Raw genomic sequence first — 16,550 nt, forward strand, 5'->3', positions numbered from 1 at the left:
CTGACTCCTTGCGCCCCGCCCCAACAGGCTGGCATATAGGACGTGGAGCTTCGTGCCGTCATCGACGGCGACGCACCGAGCCCCGTACTGCTCCGGCGCCTGGCGCCCGCGCTCGACCTGCACACCGCAGACCTGTTCGTGATCGCGGGCCTGCCAGTGCCGGATGATTTGACGCCCCTGGATGCAGAGGCCCGTAGTGGGGTCGTGTCTCTGGTCTCAGCGGCGGTACGGCTTCCGGCGCAACAGCGAACCGGGCTACGTGAGAGCCTCCGTTCATTGCCCCAGATGGACCGCCTTCAGCCGTCCCCACCCCCGCCGCCTTATGAGCGGTATCCACCAGGTCCCGGCGCCATGATCCTGCGGATGCTCCACAACCGGAACCTCGGCTGGATGGGAGCGGCCAAGTGTCTTGCCCAGGTCACGCCCCACTACTTCGCCGCCTCCACAATCGGGCGGATCGGCCGAGGCGAGAAGGAGTTGACCGCCGACCTGGTCGCCGCTTTCGCCGCCCTGCTGGCCGTACCCGCCGACGACCTGGCCGCTCTGACCGGCCTCGAAGCCGGCGGAACGACAATGGTCAACCCAGCCGTAGAAGACGTGGCCTCACTGATCTGGGACGCCAGGCGCCTCACCGCCGGCCAGCTTGCGCAGGTCACGAATGAAGCAAGGTCCATGCTGTACGAACAGCGGCCCAGTCAGGACACGGCGTAGGTGTCTTCGATCTCGCGGCGGCTGCCAGGCATGACCAGGACCGGGGAATGATGGGTTCGGGCGGAGGCGCGCCCGTCGCGCTCGGCCTGCTGGCGGCCTCCGGCCGGCAAGCGATGACCGAAACAGCGGTAGACGATCTTCAGTGGCTCCCCGGCTGATCGCTGCGGATGCTACCGGTTGGCGTTGTGGCCCGCCCTGGGCGGGATTTCCGGACGCCCAAGGCGCTCCCACAGTAGTTTACGGCCCAAGCCGGCAGCGTAGAGATTTCCAGCGAGGGTGAGCATCACGAGGCTATGACTGCCCAGTAACAGAAACGCGACCACTGGTAGGCCGGTGAACAGGAGGACGCCGCTGTAGTAGACCCAGATGGGCAGCTGAAGCATTGAGCGCACGGGCCGATTCAACAGCGTGGGGGACGTGCCGGCCAAGGGCAGGGCCATCGTAGTGAAGTCGATGGGCTCGGCGTAGCGACCCAGGACGGCCTACCTCCAAGCGGGCGAGGTTTGGTCTCGACGAGCTCCGCCGGCCACTGTGCAGTGACTCTTGGGGAAGAGCGTTCACACAGGAGTGTCGGACGGTGGTGCCAGCCTTTGACCGTATGCAGCCTCTCGCCGTGCGTCACATCGTGGTCAGCATCCTCTACGGGCATTTTCTTCTCCGGGACGCGTGGTGCGATGCCGGTGACGACAGGGAGTCGTACCGGGATTCGGAGGGTCACGTAGCCGGTGCGTCGACGTACCAGATCGTCGTGCGGGCGCCGGCGGATCCACGGAGTGTGGGCCTTGAGCTACGGGTCTGGGGCGGCGAGCCCGAGCCCGATCGTGGCTCGTGGGACGAGTGTCGACAGCTTGATCTGCACTGCCCGACCGGTGAGCTGCTCGTCGAGCAGATCACTGCCGGAGCGGCGGCGGAGGTCGCTCTTCCGCAGGATGCCGGGGTGTACGGCGTCCGGGTCCATCGGAGCGGTTACGGCGACGCCCAGACGTTCCTCGTCGACCTGTGGTGGCAGACGCCGCTGCCGCCGGACGACGATGACGAGGACTTCTACGGCGATCTTCCGTGACGGTCTCCCCCAGCCGGTCAACCACGGTGGGCGGCCATCCAGGTGGTGGCGAAGTCGACAAGCGAACGTTGGGACATCAGCCGGGCCGTGGCGTTGCCGACGCGGCCGATCGTCGCCGCGCCGGTGGCCTCGAAGTCGGCGCCCAGTCGGATGAAGTCGCTCTCGTCGGTGACGACGTCCACCCAGGTCGTCCAGCGGCTCATGCCGTCGGGTTGGCGGACCGAGGAGCCGGTGGCGGCGCGTGGGGACGACGGGTGCCGCCACTCGGCCAGGTGCAGCGAGGTGTTGGAGTCGTGGCCGCAGCCGAGCAGAAGGACTTTGCCGTCGCGCCGGTACACCGCGCCGAGCGGTGAGGTCTCGCCGAGCGCGTCGTCGAGGCGGTGGCCGGCGACGATGTCGGCGGCGTCCGCGCCGAGGGCTGCGAAGGAGAGTTGCGGGTGGTCGCTGCGCAGGGCGCCCGGCCAGGTACGCACCACCTCGGGGACGGCGCCCATCCACCGGCTCGGGGTGCGGGCGGGGTCGAAGCCGGGGGTCTGCTCGCGGATCACCGGCCACCACGATTCCGGTACGGGCGGATGCTGCCAGCCGGCCGGGTCGGTGTTGTGGGGTGTGTGCGTGGGGACGACGAGCGTGCCGTCCGGACCGAGTGTCGCCAGCAGGGCGCGCACCAGCGCCTCGATGCCTCCGGCGACGAACCCGAGGCTGCGGTTGGACGAGTGCAGAATCAGGACGTCACCCGCGTCGACGCCGAGCGCACGCAGGTCGGCGCTTATCGACTGGACGGTGTGCGGTCTCGCCTGGTCCATTGGACACAGTTTATGCCGGAGCAGCAGCTCCGGCGGGGAGGAGCGGGCATGTCGGACGAGCCGGAACCGGGCCTGGTGCCGGAGCACCTGCGGCCGGAGGACGACGACCGGGAGTCGGTGCTGTTGACCGTCGACGGTGAGCAGTTCCGGGTGAGCACGCAGGCCGGTCGGCCGGGGTCGTACAACTTCGACTGGCTCAACGGGCGCAACGACTACGGCTTCGGACTCACCAACTCGGGCGGACTCGCGTTGACCCGGGACGAGTTGGTGCAGGCGATCCGGGAGTTCCTCGCCGAGATCGATCCGGCGACCGGCTACCTGGCGGAGTGACGGATCGAGTGTGCGCCGAACCTCCCGGATCAATCCACTCTCGTGGATATCTCGGTACCATCCTGGCTACCGTCGACGCCTCCACCGGAGAACCCGGCCGGGGGCGCAGCCAGGAGGAGGAACCATGCCACTCCCCCGTCCGTTCCGGCGACGTCCGGCCGCCACCCGCGCGTCCCTCGCCGTCCTGCTCACCGCCGCCGTCCTGGTCCCGCTGACCGGAGGCCCTGCCGCCGCGGCTCCGGCCACCGGCGAGATCAGGAACGCCGACGCGGCCACCGCCGTCGCCGGCAGCTATCTCGTCGTGCTCCGCGACGAGTCCACGGCGCGTACCGGCGTCACGCCGGCGGCCGTCGCCGACCGGCTGGCCGACCGGTACGCCGGACGCGTCGACCGGATCTTCACCGCCGCGCTGCGCGGATTCGAGGTACGCCTGAGCGAGCCGGCCGCCCGTCGACTCGCCGCCGATCCGGCGGTCGCCTTCGTCGAGCAGAACCGGATCGTGACGCTGGCCGACCCGGGGGTGCAGCTCAATCCGCCGTCCTGGGGACTGGACCGGATCGACCAGCGGAACCTTCCCCTGGACGGCCGGTACGCGTACCCGAACACCGCGCCGGACGTGCGCGCGTACGTGATCGACACCGGGGTGCGCGGCACCCACCGGGACTTCGGCGGACGGGTCGGCACCGGCGTGGACCTGGTGGACGGCCTGCCGGCGGACGACTGCAACGGGCACGGCACCCACCTGGCCGGCACGGTCGGCGGCACCCTGCACGGGGTGGCCAAGCGGGTGCGGCTGCACCCGGTGCGGGTGCTCAACTGTGCGGGCAGCGGCAGCATCGCCCAGGTCATCGGCGGCGTGGACTGGGTGACCGCGAACGCCGTCCGACCGGCGGTGGCGGTGCTGGCGCTGGGCGGTGCCGCGAGCAGCGCGTTGGACGCGGCGGTGACCGCCTCGATCGCCTCGGGCATCACCTACGCGGTGACCGCCGGCAGCGCCAACGGCAACGCCTGCGCCTACTCGCCCGGCCGGGTGCCGGCCGCACTGACCGCCGCCGGCACCACGATCACCGACGCCCGGATGCCGTCGGGCAACTACGGCTCCTGCCTCGACCTGTACGCGCCGGGCGCGAACATCACCTCGACCTGGCACACCTCGGACACCGCCACCGCCACCCTCAGCGGCGGGTCACCGGCGACCGCGCACGTCGCCGGATGCGCCGCCCTCGCCCTACAGGCCAACCCCGGCTGGAGCCCGGCCCAGGTCGCCGCCTACCTGACCGGGCGCGCCACGGTCGGCGTGGTCGGCGGAGTGAGCAGCGGCACCCCCAACCGGCTGCTCTACTGCGGCCCGTGACGGGCCGGTGACCGGTCGCGCAGGCCCAGCGGGCGGACAGCACGGACGGGTGCCGGTCACCGGGGGATGAACCGCGTCACGCCGGGTAAGCAGGCCGCCGTCCTGGTGGAGTGACGACCTCGGTCGCGGGCTGCGCGACCGCTTCCGGGCGGGTCGGCCGTACGGTCGGCCCGCCCGGTGTCCGCGCGGTGTCCCGTCGCGGCGTCGGGCTAGCTGAACAGCCAGTTCCAGGCGTCCACGATCCACTGGGTCTGTTGCAGGTAGGCGATGCCCAGACCGGTCAGGAAGATCGCCGTGACCAGGTGCGCGCCCCGGGCGCTGCGGCGTACCCGGCCGAGCTGCCGTTCCAGCACCAGCCGACCGATCAGCCGGGTGAGCGCGAACAGACCGGCCCCGACCAGCAGGCTCAGGATGAAGATCAGGAACGGGCCGACCAGGTCACCACCGCCCGAGATCGCCCAGATCCCCCAGCACACGAATGCGACCAGCGCGCCGGCCGCACTCCACTCCCCGCCCCGCTTGAGCTGGGCCACGTGCCAGCTCAGCGGTCGGCGCGGCGCGGGCTCGCCCGGCCAGCCGGTGCCGGTCGGCTCGTGGTCCACCACCGGGAACGGCTCGGTGCGCGGCGCTCGGGCACCGACCGAGGCCACACCCCGCCGGTACGGGTCACGCTGGGCCGGAATGCCCGCATCGGACTGCGGCGGCACCTCGACGGTGCGCTCCGCCCACGGCTGCGTCTGGTCGGCCATGTCGTCGTTCCCTCCCCCTGGACCGGCGGCGGCCACCGGCCACCGCTGGAGACTTCGAGAGTAACGAGCGCGCAAATCGGTCGCCCGACCCGCGTCGATCAGCTAGACACGAGCGGTGAACACCTTCGCTCCCACCATCAGCGCCGGCCGCCCCGAGGACTACGACGACATCGGCCGTTTCCTCGGCGTGCTCTTCCACCACGAGGTCGACTCCGAGGCCCACGAGACCGAACGGGCGATCTTCGAGCCGGAACGCGCCCTGGTGGTACGCGACGGGTCGGAGTTGGTGGCCAGCGCCGCCGCGTACACCCGGGAACTGGGTGTGCCCGGCGGCGCGATGCCGGCCGCGCACGTCACGCTGGTCGGGGTCGCGCCGACCCACCGGCGGCAGGGCCTGCTCAGCGCGATGATGCGCCGGCAGCTCCGGGAGATCCACGACGCCGGGCGGGAGCCGGTCGCGGTGCTCTGGGCCAGCGAGGGCCGGATCTACCCCCGGTTCGGGTACGGGCTGGCCGCCCAACGGTTGATGATCAACGGCGAGACGACCGAGCTGCGCCTGCCGGCACCGACGCCGGACGAGGGCCGGCTCCGCCTGGAGCGGCCCGCCGACCGGCAGGCCGACCTGGCGACGGTCTACGACCGGGTGCGCGGCGACCGGCCCGGCTGGTCGTCGCGGGACGAACGCTGGTGGCGGTACGTGCTGATGGACCCGAAGTCGCAGCGCGACGGCGCCACCGAGCTGCGGGTGGTGCTGCACGAGGGCCTGGACGGCGTCGACGGCTACGGACTGTTCCGCACCAAGGGCGAGTGGAACAACGCCGGCCCGAAGGGCGTGACCACCGTCGACGAGGTGGTGGCGGCCACCCCGGAGGCGTACCGGGCGATCTGGCGCATGCTGCTCTCGATCGACCTGACCCGGCAGGTCGTGTCCCGGCGGGCGGCGGTGGACGAGCCGCTGCTGCGGATGGTGAACGAACCGCGCATGCTCGTCGCCCAGGTGAGCGACGCGCTCTGGGTACGGGTGGTGGACGTGCCGGCCGCGCTCTCCGCCCGGCGCTACGCCACCGACGTCGACGTGGTCATCGAGGTGGACGACGACCTGCTGCCCGAGAACACCGGCCGCTGGCGGCTGCACGGCGGGCCGGAGAAGGCGGACTGCACGCGTACCGACGATCCGGCGGACCTCGCCTGCGACGTCCGGTGCCTCGGCGAACTGTTCCTCGGCGGCGTCGGCCTGGCCGCGCTGGCCGACGCCGGTCGGGTACGCGAGCTGCGCCCGGGGGCACTGGCCGCCGCCGGACCCGCCTTCGGCTGGCACCGCGCCGCGTCCGCCCTGGAGGTGTTCTGACGACGGGTACGGTCAAGGGATGGCGGACGCGGAGCGACGACGGCGACGGCACCGGCACCACGGCGGGCCGGACACTCCTGTCGACGGCGGTCCCACCGCGACCACCGCGAACGTGCACGACGGCGGTGAGCCGCCGCCGCGCGGACGGCGCGGCGGCGGCTCGGCCGACGAGGGTGAGCGGGGGCTGCGCGGGCTGGTCGGCTCCGGCTCGTCGCAGGTGAACGTGACCGCGGCGATGCGGGCCCGGGACGCCGCCCGGCCCACCGACGAGGACCTGGCCGAGGCGGCCGCCCGGATGGTCATCGTCCGCCGGAACTGGACCCCCCGCGACGAGTTGCCCCGCCGCTGACCGCACCCGGCGACACGTCCGGGCCTGGCCGGGTTCCGCGGGCATGTGCGAGTACGACCGGCCGACCCGACCGGTCGCTAGTGCGGTGTCCAGGAACGTTGGCGGTGTCGCGGCGAGGTCCAGGCGGCGGTCCGGCAAGGCGGAGTCGGGCCTGGATACCGGTGTTGTATCCAGGCCCGACTCCAACGCCGCCGGTCGTCGTCTGGACCCGGCGCGGCCCGGTGAACGTTTCTGGACACCGCACCAGCTCAGGGCAGGTCGGGCAGCTCGCGGGTGCGCTCGTAGTCGGCCACCTGGTGGATCCGGCGGGCGTGCCGGTCGCTGCCGGAGAAGGCGGTGGTGAGGAACGCCTCGACGATCGCGGTGGCCTCGTCGAGAGTGTGCTGGCGCGCGCCGACGGCGACCACGTTGGCGTCGTTGTGCTGCCGCCCGAGCTGCGCGGTCTCCACACTCCAGGCCAGCGCCGCCCGCACCCCGGCCACCTTGTTCGCCGCGATCTGCTCGCCGTTGCCGGAACCGCCGATCACCACGCCCAGGCTGCCCTCGTCGGCCACCACCCGCGTGCCGGCGTGCAGGCAGAAGGCCGGGTAGTCGTCGTCCGGGTCGTAGGCGTGCGGACCCACGTCGACCACCTCGTAGCCCTCCTTGGCGAGGTGGTTGGCCAGGTGCACCTTCAGCTCGAAACCGGCGTGATCGGATCCCAGGTAGACGCGCATACCGGGCAGTCTGTCAGGCCCGCCGGGGCGCACCGATCGGGGGCGGTGTGGTGACCCGCTGAGCGGGAGCCCGTGTCGCGGCTCACCGCGGGACCGGTTCCCCGCCCGCTGCGGGGGGCCTGCCCTCCTTCGCCGGTGCCGGCGGCCCGCCGGCCCGCAACGCGCGCCGGCCCCGCCCGGCCGTGATGGCGGGGCGGGGCCGGATTCGCGTGACGGCGGGCGGCGAGCCGAAGTCGGTCGCGCCCGTGGCGACGGGCGGGCCGGCGGCTACGTCAGGAGCGGTCGACCAGCTCGGCGACGACCAGGCCACCCCGCGCCTTCGGGGTGAACCAGGTGCTCTTGCGCGGCATCTTCTCCCGCGCCAGGTTGACCGCGACGAAGTCGTCCACGGTCACCGGGGCGACGAGCACGGCCAACTCGGCCCGACCGGCCTCGACCTCACCGGTCAGCCAGCTCGCCGGGTAGTCACCGCCGACGTAGGTGATCCGCTTGTCGCCCGGGTCCAACCCCAGGGCGTCGCGCAGCAGCAGCCGCTCGACCAGGGCGTGGTCCAGGTTCTCCAGCCGGTCGGTGCCGGTGTGCGGCAGCGTCACCGCGTACGCCCGGCCGGGAAGCTGGAGCACGACGGTGCCGCCGGTGGCCGGGACCTCGGCCGGACCGGTGACGTCGGTGACCTCGGCACCCGCCGCGCGCAGCCGGTCGAGCAGCTCGTCGGGCGTGGTGGTCAGCTCGCTGACCAGCCGGTTGTACGGCTGGATGGCCACCGAGGCGGGCGTGGTGACGACCGCCAGGAAGCGCGGCAGTCCACCGGTCTGGGCGGCCAGGCTGCGGTGGTTGCCGTCGGCGACGACCAGCTCGCCGCCGCCGGCCAGCGCGGTCAGCTCGTCCTGGCGCGGCCCGGGACCGAGCAGCCAGATGGCGTGCGTACGCCCGGCCTGGTCGGTGTCGGTGGCGGCGGGCGCACCGGCCGATTCGGTGGCGGCGGCCAGCGCGGCGTGCAGTTCGTCACCCCGCCCGGTCTGCAACAGCAGCACCGGCGAGAGCAGGTGCCCCAGCGTCTCGGCCAGCGCGACGCGCTCGCGCACCTTGGCGATGAAGACGTCCTCGTTGCGGATGACCAGACCCGGCTCGTCGGCGCGGGTGGAGATCTGGTCGGTGTCGACCATCACCCAGAGCCCGTACGCGGAGTCCTCACCGGGTGCGCTGATGCGGTACAGCACCACCACCTGCTCGGCCGGCGTGTAACTGCCGTCGGCCTTCGCCTCGGCCAGCCGGGTCGCCGCCTCCGGCAGGGCGTCGGCGAAGGACTTGCCGAGGCTCTCCGGAGCCCGGTGCGGCATCTCGATGCCGAGGGCGCTCTGCGGGTTCGCCTCGATGATCGCGGTGATCTCCGCGTCGTCGGCGAACTCGTCGTAGTTCTGGGCGCCGGTGCCGCCCGTGGTGATCCAGGCCCGGTTGATCGGGTGCACGACCGTCATGTCCACTGACGCTACCGGCGGCGATGACCGCGCCTCCCGCCGACCCGCACGACGTCCACCAGTTGGCGCGCAAGGAAGGGCACCTTATTAACGCCTCAGGTAGAGCAGGGGGCCCTTGTTAACACTCCGGCTCGATGCGCGCCTGACGTCGGCCGACGGGCGAGTGCTGCCGGCCGACAGGCCCGTGCTGCCGGCTTGGGGGTGGTCTGTGCTGCCAGCCGACAGGCGTGTGCTGCGGGTTTGGGGGTGTGTGGTGCTGGCCCGGGGGTGTGTGCTGCGGGCCTTGAGGCGTCACCAGCGCGGTGGGGCGTACCCGTCCCGGCGGTGGGCCCTGGTCGCGTAGGTCCCGGTCCGGTGGGGTCAGACGCGAGGTCACGGGGACCCGGGCCACGCCCACCACACCCGACCCGGATACCCGGGTCAGGCCGTCGGAAGGGCCTTTTCCGGTGACGGGCCAGCGCAGGTCGACCGCCGGTCGGTCCGCGCCGCTCCCGCGCTCCTCCCACCACGGGACATCGTCGACGGGCGCACGGTGCTTGGCCATGGCTACACCTCCACGAGCTGCGGTGTGCGGTCGGCAGCCGTGGCTACGGGCCGCCGGATCGCCGCTGCGGACACCTGGTCAAACGAGGCCACAGAGCGGGCGGTGACGCGCAACGGCGGTAGCGGCAGCGTCCGGCGGCGGCAGCGGTGTTAGGAGGGGACCCCTGCTATACACGAGGCGTTAGCAGGGGGCCCTTCCTTACACCCAAGGTGGGTCAGGTGAAGATGGGGTCGATGTCGCGGCTGCGCTTGAGTTCGAAGAAGCCGGGCGTGCCGGCGACCAGCATCACGCCGTCCCAGAGTCGGCCGGCGGCCTCGCCCTTGGGTGCCGGGGTGACCACCGGGCCGAAGAAGGCGACCTGCTTGCCGTCCGGACCCGGAGCGTGCACGACCGGGGTACCGACCTCGGTGCCGACCGGACGCATCCCCGCCTCGTGGCTCTCCCGCAGGGCCGCGTCGAGGCTCGCGTCGTCGGCCGCCGAGGCCAGCGCCGGGTCCAGCCCGGCGTCGGTCAGCGCGGCGGCGTACAACTCCGGTCCACGCGCCTCCTTGCCGAGGTGGATCCGGGTGCCCATGGCGGTGTAGAGGTTCCGCACGGCGTCCGGGCCGTACCGCTGCCCGACGGCGATGCAGACGCGGACCGGGCCCCACCCGGTCTTCATGATCTCCTGGTACGCCTCGGGCAGCTCCCGCCCCTCGTTGAGCACCGACAGGCTCATCACGTGGTAGCGGACGTCGATGTCGCGGACCCGCTCCACCTCCAGCAGCCATCGGGAGGTGATCCACGCCCATGGGCAGATCGGGTCGAACCACATGTCGACACTGACACGCTCGTTCACGTTTAGGTCCCTTCGCAACGGAGATGCCGATTCGACCGGCCTATCACGCATCTTTACTCCGCATCGGGGCGACCGGCCGGTAACGGGCCGCGTGACCTCGCCCACCGACGGGTGTTGACGCATGGAAGACTCAGGCCCGGACCGGCCGTCACGAGCGGTCGACGACTGAGGTGACCGTGACGTGCGGCGATAGTGGGATGGAGACGAACGTGCCGGGAGTGCGCAACCTGACACAGGTCGAGGCGACCGAGCGGGCCCGACTGCTCGACGTGACCGGGTACGACATCAACCTGGACCTGTCCAGTGCCGTACACGCGGCCGGTGGCCGCACCTTCCGATCGACCACCGAGGTGCGCTTCCGGTGCAGCGAGCCGGGCGCCAGCACGTTCATCGAGGTCGCCGCGGACTCGATCCGCTCGGCGACGCTCAACGGCGACCCGGTCGACCTGTCCGACTGGTCGGCCGAGAAGGGGCTGACGCTGACCGGTCTGGCCGAGGAGAACACGCTGGTCGTCGACGCCGACTTCGCGTACTCCAGCTCGGGGCAGGGCCTGCACCGCAGCGTCGACCCGGTCGACGGCGAGACCTACCTCTACTCGCAGTTCGAGACCGCCGACGCGCAGCGCACGTACGCCTGCTTCGACCAGCCCGACCTGAAGAGCGTCTACACCTGGCACGCCACCGTCCCGGAGCACTGGAAGGCCGTCTCCAACATGCCGGTGGAGCGCGAGGAGGCGGCGGGTGAGGGTCTGAAGACCCTGCACTTCACCACCTCACCGCGGATGAGCACCTACATCACCGCGATCTGCGCCGGGCCGTACCACGAGGTGCGGTACGCCCACGACGGCATCGACCTGGGCTACTTCTGCCGGGCCAGCATGGCGCAGTACCTCGACGCCGAGGACCTGAACCTGATCACGACGCAGGGCTTCGACTTCTTCCACGAGCAGTTCGGGGTGCGCTACCCGCTGCCCAAGTACGACCAGGTCTGGGTGCCGGACTTCAACGCCGGCGCGATGGAGAACTTCGGCTGCGTCACGCACGCCGAGTCGTACTACCTGTTCCGGTCGCAGGTGACCGACTACGAGTACGAGCAGCGGGCCAACACGATCCTGCACGAGCTGGCGCACATGTGGTTCGGTGACCTGGTCACCATGCGCTGGTGGAACGACCTGTGGCTGAACGAGTCGTTCGCCGAGTGGGCCAGCCACTGGTGCAACACGCACGCCACCCGCTTCACCGAGGCGTGGACGACGTTCCTGTCCATCCGGAAGAACTGGGGCTACCGGCAGGACCAGCTCTCCTCCACCCACCCGGTGTACTGCGAGATGCCGGACCTGGAGGCGGTCGAGGTCAACTTCGACGGCATCACGTACGCCAAGGGCGCCAGCGTGCTCAAGCAGCTCGTGGCGTACGTGGGTGAGGAGCCGTTCCTGGCGGGTCTGCGGGCGTACTTCGCCAAGCACGCCTGGGGCAACGCCACCTTCGACGACCTGCTCACCGAGCTGGAGACCGCCTCCGGGCGCAAGCTGCGCACCTTCGCCACCCAGTGGCTGGAGACGGCGCAGGTCAACACGCTGCGGCCGGAGCTGACCATCGGCGAGGACGGCACGTACCAGCGGGTCCTGGTCCGCCAGGAGGCGCCGCAGGGTCACCCGACGCTGCGGACCCACCGGATCGGGGTCGGCCTCTACGACCTCACCGACGGTCGCCTGGTGCGCCGCGAACGGTACGAGGTGGACGTCGACGGCGAGTCGACCGAGCTGACCGAGCTCGCCGGAGTGCGGGCGGCCGACGTGCTGCTGCTCAACGACGACGACCTGACGTACACGAAGCTGCGCCTGGACGGGCGGTCGATGGCGACGGTGGTGCAGCACATCGCCGGCTTCGAGTCGTCGCTGGCGCGCGCGCTGTGCTGGACGGCCGCATGGGACATGACCCGCGACGCCGAGCTGGCCACCCGCGACTACGTGGCGCTGGTGCTGGCCGGGCTGCCGGCCGAGCGGGACATCAACCTGGTCACCGCCACGCTGCGCCAGGTCAGCACCGCCATCACCTTCTACGCCGACCCGAGCTGGGCGCCGACCGGCTGGGCCGACCTGGCCCGGACCGCGCGGACCGCGCTCGCCGCCGCCGAGCCCGGCAGCGGCTTCCAGCTGGCCTGGGCCCGGGCGTACGTCTCCGCGGCCCGCTCCGCCGAGGACCTGGCTATCCTGCGCGGCTGGCTGGACGGCTCCGAGGTGACCGCCGGGCTGACCATCGACACCGAGCTGCGCTGGAGCGTGCTGCAGTCCCTGGTGGCCAACGGTGTGGCGGGTGGGCCGCAGATCGAGGCCGAGCTGGCCGGCGACAAGACCTCCAGCGGCGAGCGGGAGGCCGCGTACGCACACGCCCTGCTGCCCACCGCGGAGAACAAGGCGGCGGTCTGGGCACAGCTCACCGGTGCCGAGGCGCTGCCGAACTGGCGGAACCGGGCGCTGTTGCAGGGTTTCACCCACCCGACCCAGGTCGAACTGATCACGCCCTACCGGGACCGGTACTTCGACACGGTCGGGCAGGTCTGGGCGCGCCGGGACAGCGAGCCGGCGCAGGAGTTCGCCATGCTGGTGTACCCGGCGTACCTGGTCGACGACGACACGGTCGAGGCCACCGACGCCTGGCTGGCGCAGGAGGGCCACCCGGGTCCGCTGCGCCGGCTGGTGGCCGAGGGCCGCGACGGTGTGGTGCGGGCGCTCGCGGCCCGCGCCCGGGACGCCCGCAGCGCCTGACCCGCGCGCCGTGCGGCGGGCCGGTCGGCCCGCCGCACGGACACGGAAGGCCACACGGAGACGAGAAAGCCCGGTCCCACGTCAGGTGGGGCCGGGCTTCGTCGTACGGGAACGGTCAGGCGGTGCCGGCGTACCGGGAGAGCTGGTCGAGCCCCTGGATGATGCCGCCGGCCAGGTCACCGCCGCCGAACGAGGCCACCATCGACAGCGCGGCGATCTTGGCGTACGTGTCCGGCACCCGCTTGCGGGCGTGCCGGCCGGTGACGATCTCCAGCTGCCGCTGGTTGGGCGAGACCGCGATCAGCACCGAGCGGTCCGGGTCGGCGAGCTGCCGGTGCAACCGCTCGGCGTGCTCGCGGACCGGCTCGTCGAGGCCGCCCACGAAGACCGAGAAGGTCAGGCCGGTGGTCCTGTCGGCCAGGCGCAGCGCCTCGTCGATGCGCAGCAGCTGGCGGGTCGAGAACGGACCGTCGAGCACGTCGGGCGGGGTGCCCGGAGTGGTCTCGGGCTGCTTCTCACCAACGGTCACTTGCGCCTCCGGTCCCACCGGCCGGCGCCTCGACACCGGCCTGTTCCTGCTTGCGGCTGCTCAGCGCGGGCGCCTGTGCCCCCGCCGCCAGCGCGGTGCCGGCCGAGTCGGCCAGCTCCTCCGGCTTGCCGAGGAACCACACCGGCGTGAAGCTGAAGGGTCGGCCCGGACGGTACCGCTTGGCACCGCCGCCACCACTGCGGCTGCCCGCGTAGACGAGGCCGGCGATCACCAGCACGACGACTGCCGGGATGCCGACGAAGACCAGCAAGGTGTCGGTTACAGACAATCCCAACGCCCCCAGGCGGAAAGAGAGAACTTCGACCGGGCCGGGTGGCGGGTCACCGTGGTGACCTCCCGACTCCGCTGCCATTCACGTTAGCGGAGCCCACGCCCCGCCAGAGCGGCGGGTGGCGATCCCACCCGCCACACAGACCCTCCAGTTGCGCAGCCGTCGCGATCAGTCTCGCGTCGTCGCCGTACCGACCGGTCAGCAACACACCGACCGGCAACCCCTCGGCGGTCACCCCCACCGGCAACGAGACCGACGGCTGACCGGTGACGTTGAAGACCGCACAGTACGGGGAGAACCGCCGTTGCAGGTCGAAGTCCTCCTCCGGCGTACGCCCCTCGGTGAACCAGCCGACGGGTGCCTGCGGGGACGCCAACGTGGGACAGAGCAGCAGGTCACAGTCGGCGGTACGGCGCGCGCCGAGGCGTACCTGCGCCTGGAGTTCGCCGAGGGTGGCGCTGAGCGTACCGGCGGATATCCCGCCGCCCCGGGCCCGCAGGAAGCGGGTCAACGGCAGCAGGTCGGCCTCCCGCTCGGGCGGCACCGGCGCGAGCGAGAGGACGTACCAGACGACCTCGAACAGCGGCCAGACCTGTGGCCCGAGTGGCGGTGGCACCTCGACCACCTGGTGACCGGCGGCGGTGAGCAGCGTCACGGCCCGGTCCACCGCGGCGACGCAGTCCGGGTGGACCGGCTCGTCGGCGAGCATCGGCGCGGTGAACCGGCCCACCCGCAACCGTCCGGGGTCGGCGGCGCGGGCGGCGCCCAGGTAGCCGTCGGCCGGCGGCGGTGGCGGCAGGTACGGCTCGCCGGGCATCGGCTCGGCGAACACGTCGAGCAGCGCGGCCACGTCGGCGACGGTACGGCCGATCGGGCCGCTGGTGGGCAGCCCGAACGCGCCGGAGCCGAGCGGGCCGCCGGAGACCACGCCCCGGCTCGGCTTGTAGCCGATCAGGCCGCACAGGGACGCCGGGATGCGGACCGATCCCCCGCCGTCGGAGCCCTGGGCCACCGGCACGAGCCCGGCCGCCACCGCAGCCGCCGCGCCGCCGCTGGAGCCGCCGGCGGTGTACGCCAGGTCCCACGGGTTGCGTGCCGGCGGGGCCACCAGCCCCTCGGAGTAGAGCGAGCAGCCCAGCTCGGAGGTGGTGGTCTTGCCGAGGCTGACCAGACCGGCCGACCGGACGAAGCGCACCACGTCGGCGTCGACCGGCGGGACCAGGTCGGCGAAGGCGGCCGAGCCGAAGCTGGTGGGTACGCCGGCCGTCAACGTCAGGTCCTTGATCGCGGTGGCCACGCCGTGCAGCGGTCCCCGCCGGTCGGCCGGGGTGGCGTCGGCGGCCCGCGCCGCCTCGCGCGCCGCCTCGGCGGTGACCGTGACGAAGGCGCCCACCGTGTCGCCGAGGGCGTCGACCCGGTGCAGGTAGTGCTCGACCGTCTCCAGGCTGGTCAGCTCGCCACGGGCGATCGCGGCGGCCTGCTCCAACGCGGTCAGGTCGTGCGGCTCGGCCATGTCGTTATCCTGCCGCGCCGGCCCGCCGCTCGCACCCGTCACGCGCCGGAACGCGCCCAGGCGGCTGCGTGCCGAGCGCGCTGCGTGCCGAGCGCCGAGCGCCGGGACGTGGTGTTAGGAGGGGACCCCTGCTATGCACGAGGCGTTAATAAGGTGCCCTTCCTTGCAGGAAGTGCAGGGCGTTACCGGCCAGCAGGCGGGCGCGCTGGGCGTCGGTGAGGAAGTCGGCCTGGTGGACCACCCGTCCGGCCGGACGCTCGCCCAGCGGGTACGGGTAGTCGCTGCCGAGCAGCACCCGGTCGACGCCCATGGTGTCGACCAGAAGCCGCAGCGCCGGGGTGGAGAAGACCACCGAGTCGACGTAGAACCGGTCCAGGTAGCTGCTGGGCGGGGCGGCGGAGGCACCGCGTACCAGGTCGCCCCGGCGGTGCCAGGCGTTGTCGGCGCGCCCCAGCCAGAACGGGAAGCTGCCGCCGCCGTGGGCGAAGCAGATCCGCAGCGTCGGCGGCACCTTGTCGAAGACCCCGCCGAGGATCATCGACAGCACCGACAGGTGCGTCTCGGCGGGCATGCCGGTGAGCCAGCGCGCCATCCACCGGTCGAGCCGGGGCCCGCCGGGCATGTCCCACGGGTGCACGAAGACCGGCGCGCCCACCTCGGCGCAGTGGGTCAGGAACGTCACGATGCCGGCGTCGTCCAGGTCCCGGTCGCCGACGTGGTTGCCGATCTCCACGCCGACGTGCCCGGCCGCCAGGCAGCGGTCCAGCTCGGCGCAGGCCGCGTCCGGGTCCTGCAACGGCACCTGGCAGAACGGCAGCAGCCGGTCGCCGCCGGCCGAGGTGACCTCCAGGGTGAGGTCGTTGAAGATCCGGGCCACCCGGACCGCCTGGTCGGCCGGGCGGTCGTAGCCGAAGAACACCGGCGTGGGCGAGACCACCTGCACGTCCACCCCGTCGGCGGCCATGTCGGCGAGGCGGGTCGGCGCGTCCCAGCACTCGGCGCCGACCGGCCGGAACTCGGTCTCCCCCACCATGATCATGGCCGCGCGTTCCGAGTCGACCCGCAGCCAGGGCCACCCGGACCCGCCGCAGGCCGCGGCGAGGTCCGGCCATCCCCTGGGTACGACGTGGGTGTGCACGTCCACCACGGTGGGTGTCGCCAT

At 72.3% G+C, this 16,550-nt stretch carries 16 protein-coding genes; 7 read left to right on the forward strand and 9 right to left on the reverse strand.

Features of this window, described 5'->3' with window-relative positions; genetic code table 11:
- The first annotated feature begins 351 nt into the window (after window positions 1–351).
- On the forward strand, window positions 352–711 hold the full coding sequence (locus tag HUT12_RS32980; protein WP_254876964.1) for a hypothetical protein: 360 nt from the start codon (window positions 352–354) through the stop codon (window positions 709–711).
- Between the two features lie 613 nt (window positions 712–1,324).
- The gene (locus HUT12_RS25965) at window positions 1,325–1,774 is read left to right on the forward strand and encodes a hypothetical protein (RefSeq protein WP_131052524.1); all 450 of its coding nucleotides are present in this window, start codon (window positions 1,325–1,327) and stop codon (window positions 1,772–1,774) included.
- A 17-nt stretch (window positions 1,775–1,791) separates the two neighbouring features.
- On the opposite strand, the gene HUT12_RS25970 is transcribed toward HUT12_RS25965, so the two are convergent.
- Window positions 1,792–2,580 carry an aminoglycoside N(3)-acetyltransferase gene (locus tag HUT12_RS25970; RefSeq protein ID WP_131052525.1) on the reverse strand — a complete coding sequence of 263 codons (789 nt, stop codon included), beginning with the start codon at window positions 2,578–2,580 and terminating at the stop codon, window positions 1,792–1,794.
- A 48-nt stretch (window positions 2,581–2,628) separates the two neighbouring features.
- Between HUT12_RS25970 and HUT12_RS25975 the strand changes: the two genes are divergently transcribed.
- Both HUT12_RS25975 and HUT12_RS25980 read left to right on the forward strand, forming a co-directional pair.
- Window positions 2,629–2,910: a hypothetical protein gene (locus HUT12_RS25975; protein WP_176095036.1), complete on the forward strand. Its 282-nt coding sequence runs from the start codon at window positions 2,629–2,631 to the stop codon at window positions 2,908–2,910.
- Window positions 2,911–3,034: 124 nt separating this feature from the next.
- The gene (locus HUT12_RS25980; protein WP_176095037.1) at window positions 3,035–4,264 is read left to right on the forward strand and encodes a S8 family peptidase; all 1,230 of its coding nucleotides are present in this window, start codon (window positions 3,035–3,037) and stop codon (window positions 4,262–4,264) included.
- Window positions 4,265–4,473: 209 nt separating this feature from the next.
- Here HUT12_RS25980 and HUT12_RS25985 read toward each other — a convergent pair whose 3' ends face one another.
- Window positions 4,474–5,013 (reverse strand): hypothetical protein, encoded by a 540-nt coding sequence (locus tag HUT12_RS25985; protein ID WP_176095038.1) that lies wholly within the window; start codon window positions 5,011–5,013, stop codon window positions 4,474–4,476.
- Window positions 5,014–5,128: 115 nt separating this feature from the next.
- Between HUT12_RS25985 and HUT12_RS25990 the strand changes: the two genes are divergently transcribed.
- Both HUT12_RS25990 and HUT12_RS25995 read left to right on the forward strand, forming a co-directional pair.
- Complete coding sequence (locus tag HUT12_RS25990; RefSeq protein WP_254876965.1) at window positions 5,129–6,361, forward strand: GNAT family N-acetyltransferase; 1,233 nt, start codon at window positions 5,129–5,131, stop codon at window positions 6,359–6,361.
- Window positions 6,362–6,380: 19 nt separating this feature from the next.
- A complete protein-coding gene (locus HUT12_RS25995; protein ID WP_176095039.1) occupies window positions 6,381–6,710 on the forward strand; it encodes a hypothetical protein in 330 nt (109 codons plus the stop codon).
- Between the two features lie 248 nt (window positions 6,711–6,958).
- On the opposite strand, the gene HUT12_RS26000 is transcribed toward HUT12_RS25995, so the two are convergent.
- From HUT12_RS26000 to HUT12_RS26010, 3 genes are all read right to left on the reverse strand, one after another.
- Complete coding sequence (locus HUT12_RS26000; RefSeq protein WP_176095040.1) at window positions 6,959–7,426, reverse strand: ribose-5-phosphate isomerase; 468 nt, start codon at window positions 7,424–7,426, stop codon at window positions 6,959–6,961.
- A 272-nt stretch (window positions 7,427–7,698) separates the two neighbouring features.
- Entirely contained in the window at window positions 7,699–8,904 is a 1,206-nt protein-coding gene (locus HUT12_RS26005; RefSeq protein WP_176095041.1) for a DUF1015 family protein, read from the reverse strand.
- 758 nt (window positions 8,905–9,662) lie between these two features.
- Window positions 9,663–10,286, reverse strand: a complete 624-nt coding sequence (locus HUT12_RS26010; protein WP_131056477.1) for a disulfide bond formation protein DsbA — start codon at window positions 10,284–10,286, stop codon at window positions 9,663–9,665.
- A 218-nt stretch (window positions 10,287–10,504) separates the two neighbouring features.
- On the opposite strand from HUT12_RS26010, the gene pepN reads away from it, so the two are divergent.
- Window positions 10,505–13,054 (forward strand): aminopeptidase N, encoded by a 2,550-nt coding sequence (gene pepN, locus HUT12_RS26015; protein WP_176095982.1) that lies wholly within the window; start codon window positions 10,505–10,507, stop codon window positions 13,052–13,054.
- Between the two features lie 115 nt (window positions 13,055–13,169).
- Here the strand turns inward: pepN and HUT12_RS26020 are convergent, their stop codons facing one another.
- From HUT12_RS26020 to HUT12_RS26035, 4 genes are all read right to left on the reverse strand, one after another.
- A complete protein-coding gene (locus tag HUT12_RS26020; RefSeq protein WP_131057827.1) occupies window positions 13,170–13,583 on the reverse strand; it encodes a DUF5130 family protein in 414 nt (137 codons plus the stop codon).
- Entirely contained in the window at window positions 13,570–13,854 is a 285-nt protein-coding gene (locus HUT12_RS26025) for a hypothetical protein (RefSeq protein WP_131057828.1), read from the reverse strand. The genes HUT12_RS26020 and HUT12_RS26025 overlap by 14 nt, the downstream gene beginning before the upstream one ends.
- Window positions 13,855–13,924: 70 nt before the next feature.
- The gene (locus tag HUT12_RS26030; protein WP_176095042.1) at window positions 13,925–15,388 is read right to left on the reverse strand and encodes an amidase; all 1,464 of its coding nucleotides are present in this window, start codon (window positions 15,386–15,388) and stop codon (window positions 13,925–13,927) included.
- Between the two features lie 145 nt (window positions 15,389–15,533).
- Window positions 15,534–16,550 (reverse strand): amidohydrolase family protein, encoded by a 1,017-nt coding sequence (locus HUT12_RS26035; protein ID WP_176095043.1) that lies wholly within the window; start codon window positions 16,548–16,550, stop codon window positions 15,534–15,536.

The organism is Verrucosispora sp. NA02020 (genome assembly GCF_013364215.1).
GTDB lineage: Bacteria > Actinomycetota > Actinomycetes > Mycobacteriales > Micromonosporaceae > Micromonospora.

Excerpts from the sequence above, each read along its gene's own strand:
- HUT12_RS26000 (WP_176095040.1), bottom strand. The coding sequence starts at position 7,426 with ATGCGCGTCTACCTGGGATCCGATCACGCCGGTTTCGAGCTGAAGGTG.
- HUT12_RS25975 (WP_176095036.1), top strand. The coding sequence starts at position 2,629 with ATGTCGGACGAGCCGGAACCGGGCCTGGTGCCGGAGCACCTGCGGCCG.
- HUT12_RS25970 (WP_131052525.1), bottom strand. The coding sequence starts at position 2,580 with ATGGACCAGGCGAGACCGCACACCGTCCAGTCGATAAGCGCCGACCTG.
- HUT12_RS25980 (WP_176095037.1), top strand. The coding sequence starts at position 3,035 with ATGCCACTCCCCCGTCCGTTCCGGCGACGTCCGGCCGCCACCCGCGCG.
- HUT12_RS25995 (WP_176095039.1), top strand. The coding sequence starts at position 6,381 with ATGGCGGACGCGGAGCGACGACGGCGACGGCACCGGCACCACGGCGGG.
- HUT12_RS26005 (WP_176095041.1), bottom strand. The coding sequence starts at position 8,904 with ATGACGGTCGTGCACCCGATCAACCGGGCCTGGATCACCACGGGCGGC.
- HUT12_RS26035 (WP_176095043.1), bottom strand. The coding sequence starts at position 16,550 with ATGGCGACACCCACCGTGGTGGACGTGCACACCCACGTCGTACCCAGG.
- HUT12_RS25985 (WP_176095038.1), bottom strand. The coding sequence starts at position 5,013 with ATGGCCGACCAGACGCAGCCGTGGGCGGAGCGCACCGTCGAGGTGCCG.
- HUT12_RS26030 (WP_176095042.1), bottom strand. The coding sequence starts at position 15,388 with ATGGCCGAGCCGCACGACCTGACCGCGTTGGAGCAGGCCGCCGCGATC.
- HUT12_RS32980 (WP_254876964.1), top strand. The coding sequence starts at position 352 with ATGATCCTGCGGATGCTCCACAACCGGAACCTCGGCTGGATGGGAGCG.